Source organism: uncultured Kluyvera sp., from assembly GCF_902485085.1.
Classification (GTDB): domain Bacteria; phylum Pseudomonadota; class Gammaproteobacteria; order Enterobacterales; family Enterobacteriaceae; genus Kluyvera; species Kluyvera ascorbata.
Map to the genome: position 1 here is coordinate 1 of NZ_CABTJS010000120.1, position 9,143 is coordinate 9,143.

The following is a 9,143-nucleotide window of genomic DNA, read 5'->3' on the forward strand; positions in this document are numbered from 1 at the left end:
AGTCCGATTTATTCTTCTGACAGGTTTCAAAGGCCTGCTCCAGTGGTGCTCGTATCATTTTCTTTTCTCCTGAATCAGTGGCGCAGCGATGAGCGAGCGCAATCCAGAATTCGGGGCGGGGTCACTGGCGCTGTCTGCGCCGGTTCTGGCTTTTCCTCCGCCGGTGGCCGTATCACCTCGTCGATAGATTCGATGGTGCGAAAGGTTGCGGAGCAGAAGACATTCACACACTGGAGATAGCTCTGTTTGACGTTATCCGACAGGTAACGACTGGTGCGAACATGGGCGGCCTGTTTGCAGTACGGACAGCGCATCATGGCTTCACCCCCTGCGGCTGTTTCTTCTGCGCCAGTTCTTTAGCCCGCAACGTTCTCTGGGCAGGGCTTTTATACAGTTTCATACCCACACCTCACTCTCGATGCGCTGGAGGGTGCCATTGCCGCCGAACTGGAGGGTTTTTACCTGCGCCAGCATGGCGAGGATAAAGGCCGCACGATTGCCTGTGCCTTACTGGAAGATTTAATGGAAGCCAGCCCGCTGAAAACCGCGCCATCACTGTCTTTTCTCGGCCTCGTCGTACTGGAAGTAAGTGGTAAATATCTCAGTGCCAAACAACCATAAATACGGCTTTCCCTAAATAAGCAGCCAACAAAAAGGCGCCTCTCAGCGCCTAATCTCCCCCCTTCACCCCCGACTCCCTTTCCCCGCAATCACCCCAATAAACTCCCTAACCTGCCTCCGCTTCCTCACCGGCAACTTCCCCACCACCCGCGCTGTCTCCAGCACCTCGTCAGCCTCTGCTTCCACCGCCGTCAGCACCATGCATCCCTTCATCACCCGCACTTCAACCTTCGTGCCGGTGGCAAACCCTGCTGCTTCCAGCCATTGCCCCTTCATCATCACCGCCGGAACGCGATGATAATCTGGCGCGCGGCTCGCATAACTCACGGTTAAATTCCGCTTATTTCCATCCACTACTTCTGGTTCAAACGAATCTACAATACAATCGACGTCAGTCATGGTTACTATTCCTTTTAAATAGTAATTGTGATTAGCGATGCGGGCGTGTTGGCGCACACCCGCATCGCGTAAAATAACACCTGTAAATATACCCAGTGCAGGAAATAAAAGCCAGCCGAAAATAAAACGTAATAAACGCTATTAAATATAAAACCGGAAACCATTATTAATTTTATCTATTAAAAACAGTCTCCATATTAATAATGAAAATAGATAACCGAAAAATCACGACATCACCATCGCCGCCTGAATATACCGCTGCGGCGACACCCCCAACTTCTTCCTGAACATCGCAATAAACGCGCTCGCGCTGGCATAGCCCAGCTCCTGCGCCAGCGTATTCACCGCCACGCCGCGCGCCAGATTGCACACCGCTTCCAGCAGGCGAATCTGCTGCCGCCATTCGGAAAAACTCAGGTGCGTCTCTTCGCGGAACAGGCGCGCCAGCGTGCGTTCGCTGGCTCCGACCTTTTGCCCCCACCAGGCGAGAGTCGCGGTATGATCCAACTCGCGGCACAGCGTATCGCAGACCTGACGTACCCGGCGGTCGCTCGGGAGGGTCACGTGGCACAGCGCGGCGGCGGGGAGTCGCTGTAGCTCGTCGGCCAGTAGCGCCTGAAGCAGGGCCATCCGCTCAGGGGGAATGGCATCTTCAAGCCCGGCATCAATCAGGGTGTGGAGTAGGGGAGTGGCGGCCAGGCCGCGGCACTGATTGCCAAACAGGCGTGACGCCTGCGGGCTAAGGTACAGGTTCTGCGTCACCACGCGATCCACGGCCTGGAGCCCGTGCGGCAGCCCGCCGGGTAGCCAGATTGCGCGGCCGGGCGACAGCAGCCAGATATGCTGCGGAGTGACGATTTTCGCCACGCCGCTCTGCGGATAAATCAGCTGCCCCTGTTCGTGCTGGTGAACCGGCTCTTCGCTGCCCGGTGCGTATTTGAGCTGGCGCAGCCCTTCAATCGCGTTCGGAATGGTCATCTTCACCTGCCCTCTGTCTGATTCTCACCATTTATGCTTACTGCTGCGTTTAGAGACAACTTTTGTCCGCATGGCGACATCCTGGTGGCCAGTAACGCCATTCTGCCACGGACGGGCTTCTCTTTTAAATTTGAATAATTATCATTTCCATCCAATTCTAATAACAGTCGGAAATGCTATGAATCAGGTTGGCAAGCTTTTCAGGGATAAACCGTTGAAAGTACTGGCATGTACGATCATCGCAGGGTACAGCGGGCAAGCGTTCACTGCGGATAACGGTCACGATAGCACAAAAGAACAGACAATAGTGGTCACCGCCGCGGCACCGTCGCAGGGGCAGGATGATGAGAGTTCACTGGTGGCGCATAACGCGACTGCTGGAACGAAATCCAGCCAGCCGATAAGCCGCACATCGCAAAGTATCGCCGTGGTCACTCAAGCGCAAATCGCGGCGCAGGCGGCGAAAACCATTCCGGAGGCGCTGCGCTATGTCTCCGGCGTGGCATCGGAAAACGCCGGGCCGGATACCCGTTTTGACACCATCGTGGTGCGTGGTTTTGAAGCCGACGAATATCTCGATGGCCTGCGTCTGCCGCGTGAAGCCTGGTGGAGCCGTCCGGCGTGGGACCCGTTCCTGCTGTCGCGCATTGAAGTGGTGAAAGGCCCATCGTCGGTGCTGTACGGCCAGGCCAACCCGGGTGGGGTGGTCAATATGGTGAGCAAAACCCCGCAGGCCCAGCCTGGCGGGGAAGTGTATATGTCCACCGGCAACAACAACCTGTTTGGCACCGGCTTTGATGTCACCGGCCCGCTGACCGACGACAACACGCTGCTTGGCCGCGTGGCGGGAACCTTCTTCGATACCGAAACGCAGGTCGACCACACTCGCTATCAGCATTATGACATTGCGCCATCCTTCACCTGGCAGCCGAGCGATCGCACCAGCCTGACGGTGCTGGCGCAGCTGCGTAAAGACCCGGACAGCGGGTTCTACAATCAGATGCCTACCTCCGGCACGCTGACCTATAACCCGAACGGGCAGATCTCCAGCAAGTTCTACGGCGGTCAGCCGGGCTTTGACAGCTATGAGCGCAAGCAGGGCAGCATCGGCTATCAGTTCCGCCACGACTTTAACGACACGGTGACCTTCCGCCAGAACCTGCGCTATATCAGCAGCACCGGCGATTACCTGATGGTCTACCCATGGGGCGTCCATGCGGATGCGCCGCTGATCGACCGTTACTCGATGAACCTGCAGGAGACCATGGTCAACTTCGCCGTGGATAACCAGGCGGAGTTCCATCTGCAAACCGGCCCTGTACAGCACACGCTGCTGGCTGGGATTGACCGGATGCACAGCTCGGTGCGCAGCCGCGCGGGCTACGGTGATGCCAGCCCGATCAACTACCTCAACCCGGATTACAGCACCCCGGTTGAAGTGCCTGCCTTCACCAGCAGCACCCACTCCACGCTCGATCAAACCGGGTTCTACCTGCAGGATCAGCTTGAATGGGCAAACTGGATAATGAACCTCGCCGGGCGTTACGACGCGGCGAAAACCAAGAACACCAACCTGCTGACCGACGCGCGTACCGAAAGCAACGACTATGCGACCACCGGACGCGCCGGGCTGCTGTACCACTTCGATAACGGTTTAGCGCCGTACGTCAGCTACTCGACCTCGTTCGTGCCAAGCAGCACGACCGATTTTTACGGTCACGGCTTTAAGCCGACGGAAGGCAAGCAGACGGAAATGGGCCTGAAGTACGATCCGGTTGGGCTGGATGCGCTGTTTACGCTGGCGCTGTTTAACCTGCGAGAAACCAACGTCGCGACGCCGGACCCGGATCACGCCAACTACAGCGTGCAGACCGGTGAGATCCGATCCCGCGGGATTGAACTGGACGGCAAGATCAACATCACCCCGGCCTGGTCGGTTCTGGCCTCCTACGCGTTAACCGATCCGGAAGTGATCAGCGCGAACGACGGCACCGAAGGCAAACATCCAGTTGGCATTGCGCGCAACAGCGCCAAGCTGTGGACGCAGTATGCGCTGAGCGGCCCGCTGGACGGCTTCTCCATCGGCGGCGGCGTGCGCTATGTCGGCAGCAGCTACGCCAATACCGACAACAGCCTGAAGGTACCGGCGGCCACGGTCTACGATGCGCGCCTGGGCTACGACTGTCGTGAATGGGGCGTTGCGCTGAACGCCGCGAACCTGACCAACAAAACCTACCTCGCCACCTGCCAGAACAACGGCTGTGAATACGCGATGAAACGTCAGCTGACGGCAACCGTTAGCTACAAGTGGTAACGATGCTCTCACGACGCACGTTATTAACCGCAGCGCTGCTGGCTCCCGCGATGTCGTGGGCCGGGAGCGCTGCGGCCCCGCAGAGGCTGGCGGTGCTGGACTGGGGGCTGACGGAGATGATCCTCGCGCTCGGTATCACGCCCGCTGGCGTCTCGGCGCCCGACTGGTATCGCAAACTGATCCCGCAGCCTGCGCTGCCTTCCACGGTGCAGGATTTAGGGCTGCTGTTTCAGCCGAACCTCGAAACGCTGTACGCCTTAAAGCCTGACCGCATTGTGATAACTCCCCAACATACGTTGCTGAAGCCCGCGCTGGAAAAAATTGCGCCGACGCTAACGCTGCCAACGCACGGGCTTGCCTCCTTTATAGAAGCGACGCGCCAGCTTGGTGATGTCTTCGGACGGGAAACGCAGGCGCAGGTGTTGCTCAATAATCTGCAATCGCAGATAGCCCACGTGCGCAAGGTTGCTCAGACGGTGCGGCAACCGGTGTTCTGCGCCACGCCCGTCGATGCGCTGCATCTGCGGCTCTATGTCCCGGGAAGTTTGCCCGGCGATGTGCTGGCCGCTTGCGGCCTGCGTCATGCCTGGCAGGGTAGCCGTGGGGCGGAAGGGGCGGTGCTGGTAGAGTTAACGAGTATCGCCACGGTGGATGCCCGGCTTATCTTACTGGTCGATGACGACAAGCGTGACGCCGTTGCCTGCTGGCGGCAAAGCGCGCTGTGGCAGCGCCTGCCGGTGACGTCGCGGTATCCGATGGCGGTGATTGAACAGCCGATTAGCGATACCGGCGCGCTGATCACCGCCGGACGTTTCGCCGATATCCTCTATCCCTTTGTCGCGGGGTGGCGCGATGCATGAACCCTATTCCCGCCGCCTCTCATGGGGGCTCATCACGCTGCTGTGGCTGGCGGCGCTGTTACTCGCCGGTAGCGATGTGCTGCGCGAAGGCGGCCTGCGCGCGCTGCTATATGCCAATAGCCTCCAGCCCTCGGCGATTATTCTGCACAGCATGTGGCTGCCGCGGCAGGGGATGGCGATTGTCGGTGGGGCGACGCTTGGCCTCTGCGGCTGGTTGATGCAGCGGGCGCTGCGCAATCCGCTGGCGGAGCCGATTACGCTCGGGATGACTTCCGGCGCGACGCTGGCGCTGGGGCTGGCATCGCTCTGGTTTCCGCTATTACTGACCGACGCCAAAATGGCGGTGGTGGTGGTGGGCGAGCTGGCCGCGCTGCTGCTGGTGCTTGCGCTGAGCTGGCGGCAGCGGCTCTCGCCTTTAGTGATGATCCAGGCCGGGATGATGATCAACCTGTGGTGCGGCGCGCTGACGATGCTTATCGCCATCATCAACGATCGTTTTCTGCTGACCGTGCTGATGTGGGGCGGCGGCTCGCTGGCGCAGGAGGACAGCCATCTGCTGATGTCGCTGCTGCCCTGGCTGGCGCTTTGCCTGCTGGCGATGGCTTTTTTGTGGCGACCGCTGGAGCTGTTGCAACTGCCGGAAACCATGGTCAGTAGCCTGGGCGCGTCGCCGCTGAAAATTCGCAGCGCTGCGGTGTTGCTGGCGCTGGTGATGAGCGCGCTGGTGGTTAATGCCGTCGGGGTGATTGGGTTTATCGGCCTGGCCGCGCCGCATCTTGCTCGCTTTGGCGGCGCACGCACGTCGCGCCAGCTGATGTTGCACAGTGCGCTCACCGGAGCGGGGCTGCTGTGGTTTACCGATCTCTGCGTATCCCGGGTTTCGCTCTTGAATGGCCAGTTGCTGCCCGTGGGTATGCTGACCGCGCTCACCGGCGGGCCGCTGCTGATCCTGCTGGCGCGCCATGCCCGGCAGCATGTCCCGGATACTTCCCCGTCGCCGCTGACGGCGGATGCCTCAACCCACCGCTGGGTACCGTGGTTTGCCGTTGCCGTACTGCTTATCACCATTGTGGTTTCACTCTGTCTTGGGCTCGGACTCGGCCACTGGCATTGGGCAAGCTATGAGGAGCTGACGCAGTTGCTGCCGCTCAGGGTTCCGCGCCTGCTGGCCGCCATCAGCGCCGGGGCGCTGTTAGCGGGCGCGGGAGTACTGATGCAACGCGTGAGCGGCAACCCGCTGGCGAGCCCGGAGGTGCTGGGCATCGGCGGCGGCGCGGCGATGGGCGTCACCGTCTATATCCTGTTGTTCCCCACTCAGGGCAGTGCCTTTCTACTATTAAGCAGCCTGGTAGGTGCGCTTATTAGTTTGCTACTGACGATGTGGAATAGCCGACGCAGCGCGTTTAACCCTCAGCGCGTGTTGCTTAACGGGCTGGCGCTGAATGCGCTATGTCAGGCCGCCGTCAGCATCGTGATGCTCAATAACCTTTCGGCCAGCGCGGTGCTGCTGCCGCTGATGACCGGCAGTACCTACTACATCAGCGCCTCTCTGGCGCAGGTGCTGTTTATCGCCACGCTGGTGCTGCTGGCGATAACCCCGCTGTTTCGTCGTTGGTTGGTGCTGCTGCCAATGGGCAGCGTGGCCGGTTCGCTTGGCATCTCGCTGCCGCGTGCCCGTTTCGGCGTGCTGGCGCTGGCGGCGCTGATGACCGGGCTTGCCACTTTATTGGTGGGGCCGGTGTCGTTTATCGGACTGCTGGGTCCGCATCTGGCGCGCCGGGTTGGCGTGAAGGGCGTACTGGCGCAGCTCTACACCGCGGTGCTGCTTTCCGCCTGCATCATGACCGTTGCCGATTGGTTGGGGCGCAATGCGCTCTATCCGCGCCAGCTACCGGTGGGGCTGGTGGCATCGCTCATCGGCGTGCCGCTGCTGGTCTGGCCGCTGATTCGTGGCAGAAACAGACCGTCATCTCATCAGATGTAATAAATAAGCAAACTATAAAAAAGGAACGGGCATGTCGTTGTTGTTGATGTTATTTCGGATGGTCGGCGGCTGGCTGCTGCTGGCCGTGGTTGCCGGGCTGATTAGCGGGCTGAGCAATGCGTCGCTGCTGGCGATGATTAACCACAGCCTGAATCTGCCGCCTGTACACGGCTGGCTGGCGCCGGGAATACAGTTTGCGCTGCTGGCCTGCCTGATGCTGGCAACCCGCGTTATCTCGCAAACCACCTTTATGTATCTTGGGCAGAAGGTAAAAGCGCGGCTGCGTAGTGAGCTGACGCATCGGGTGAGTGAAACCCGCTGGCTACAGCTGGAACGTTCCGGAATGGCGCGGACTATTTCGGTGCTGACGCAGGATCTCGATACGCTAGTGGTCTTTTTCGTCAACCTGCCGAATCTCTTCATCTATAGCGCGGTGATCCTCGGGTGCCTGATTTACCTGGCGACGCTGTCTCTGAGCGTGCTGGGGCTGGCGCTGCTGGCGATTGCGCTCGGTACGCTGGGGTATCAGACGGCACACGGGCGTGCGCTTGGGCTACTGCGACAATCCCGGCGACGGGAAGACACGCTCATTCAGCAGTGCAAAACGTTGTTCGACGGCGGGCGTGAATATCGGCTTAACGCCGCGCGTCGGCGGCATTTTGTGGACGGTGAACTGGCGGAGAATATTGAAGCTGTGCGCCGGGAGCGGACGCGGGGCTATATCCTGTATGGGCTGGCGACGAGCTGGGGCAGCATTCTGTTCTTTGTGTTTATCGGCCTGGTGCTGTTTGGCCTGCGCGAAGCGTTAACGCTGCAACCGGCGGCGATTACCGGCTACGTGATGATCTTCCTTTATATGATTGTGCCCGTCGAGGGCGTGCTGTCGTCGCTACCGACGATCGCCAGCGCGCGGGTGGCGATGCAGCGGGTGCAGCAGCTTCAGGCGGCGCTGCCGCCGGAGCAGGCGCAGCGTCCGTTGCCAGAAGGGCCGTTCACTTCGCTGGCGCTGGAGCGGGTGAGTTATCAATATCAAGGGGAAGATGGTGAACGCTTTACCCTTGGCCCGCTCGACCTGACGTTTACGCCGGGCGAGTTGGTCTTTATCGTCGGCGGTAACGGCAGTGGGAAAACGACGCTGGCGAATCTGCTGGTGGGGATCTATCCGCCCGACAGCGGAGCGCTGCGCCTAAACGGCCAGCTGATTGCCGATGACCAGCAGGAGGCATATCGGCAATGCTTCTCGGTGGTGTTCAATGATTTCTTCCTTTTCGATAACGTGGCGTTTGTGCATGAACGCACGGCGGAACAGGTAGGGGAGTTACTCGAGCGGCTGAAGCTCGGCCATAAGGTCCGGTTTGCGGACGGACGTTTCTCCACGACGGCGCTCTCACAAGGGCAGCGCAAACGGCTGGCTTTGTTGCAGGCCTGGCTGGAAGCGCGGCCGATCTACCTGTTCGATGAGTGGGCTGCTGACCAGGACCCGGAATTCAAAGCGGTGTTTTACCAGGAAATCCTTCCGGCGCTGAAGGCTGAAGGGAAAACCATTATCGCGGTCACCCATGACGATCGCTATTTCCACCTTGCGGACCGGATTATCAAGCTCGAATCGGGGCGTATTGTTGAATAGTGGGTGGGGCGATAAGCCGTTTCCCTCTCTATAAAGAAGGGGGGAGATACGCAGAGACGATAAGAATAGATGAGATTTGTGGATAACTCTGTGTGTAAATGGGTATAAGGCGGGGTTCTGCTGGGGATTGCAGCAGTCAGTCATTTTTCTGCAATTTAAGGGTTGCGGCCCTGAAGAAACTCCCTATAATGCGGCCCCACTGAGACGGAACAACGGCAAACAAGCCGCCGGGTCAGCGAGGTTCTCCTGAGAATCTCAACAGAGAAAAGCGAAATTAAACGCTTGACTCTGAAAGAGGAAAGCGTAATATACGCCACCTCGCAACAGTGAGCGAAAGCCGTGTTGCACTGCTCTTTAACA

Annotated in this window: 7 protein-coding genes and 1 pseudogene; 5 read left to right on the forward strand and 3 right to left on the reverse strand. The window is 59.4% G+C overall.

Features of this window, described 5'->3' with window-relative positions:
- Positions 1–74: 74 nt before the first annotated feature.
- Positions 75–317, reverse strand: a complete 243-nt coding sequence (locus tag RDN66_RS13965) for an ogr/Delta-like zinc finger family protein (RefSeq protein ID WP_199979593.1) — start codon at positions 315–317, stop codon at positions 75–77.
- Between the two features lie 82 nt (positions 318–399).
- Here RDN66_RS13965 and RDN66_RS13970 point away from each other — a divergent pair.
- Positions 400–621, forward strand: a pseudogene (locus RDN66_RS13970) (DUF5375 family protein); the annotation flags it as partial.
- 63 nt (positions 622–684) lie between these two features.
- On the opposite strand, the gene symE reads toward RDN66_RS13970, so the two are convergent.
- Both symE and RDN66_RS13980 read right to left on the reverse strand, forming a co-directional pair.
- Positions 685–1,020 (reverse strand): endoribonuclease SymE, encoded by a 336-nt coding sequence (symE, locus tag RDN66_RS13975; protein WP_202216645.1) that lies wholly within the window; start codon positions 1,018–1,020, stop codon positions 685–687.
- Positions 1,021–1,245: 225 nt separating this feature from the next.
- Positions 1,246–1,998 carry a helix-turn-helix domain-containing protein gene (locus tag RDN66_RS13980; protein ID WP_202216644.1) on the reverse strand — a complete coding sequence of 251 codons (753 nt, stop codon included), beginning with the start codon at positions 1,996–1,998 and terminating at the stop codon, positions 1,246–1,248.
- Between the two features lie 178 nt (positions 1,999–2,176).
- Here RDN66_RS13980 and RDN66_RS13985 point away from each other — a divergent pair, with 178 nt between their 5' ends.
- Genes RDN66_RS13985 through RDN66_RS14000 form a run of 4 tightly spaced genes read left to right on the forward strand, consistent with a single transcriptional unit; the run spans position 2,177 to position 8,783 of the window.
- Positions 2,177–4,312, forward strand: a complete 2,136-nt coding sequence (locus RDN66_RS13985; RefSeq protein ID WP_308537930.1) for a TonB-dependent siderophore receptor — start codon at positions 2,177–2,179, stop codon at positions 4,310–4,312.
- A 2-nt stretch (positions 4,313–4,314) separates the two neighbouring features.
- Entirely contained in the window at positions 4,315–5,172 is an 858-nt protein-coding gene (locus tag RDN66_RS13990) for an iron-siderophore ABC transporter substrate-binding protein (RefSeq protein WP_308537931.1), read from the forward strand.
- Entirely contained in the window at positions 5,165–7,156 is a 1,992-nt protein-coding gene (fhuB, locus tag RDN66_RS13995) for a Fe(3+)-hydroxamate ABC transporter permease FhuB (RefSeq protein ID WP_202216599.1), read from the forward strand. Before RDN66_RS13990 ends, fhuB begins: the two co-directional genes overlap by 8 nt.
- Positions 7,157–7,187: 31 nt before the next feature.
- On the forward strand, positions 7,188–8,783 hold the full coding sequence (locus RDN66_RS14000) for a cyclic peptide export ABC transporter (RefSeq protein WP_202216598.1): 1,596 nt from the start codon (positions 7,188–7,190) through the stop codon (positions 8,781–8,783).
- The last annotated feature ends 360 nt before the right edge of the window (positions 8,784–9,143 follow it).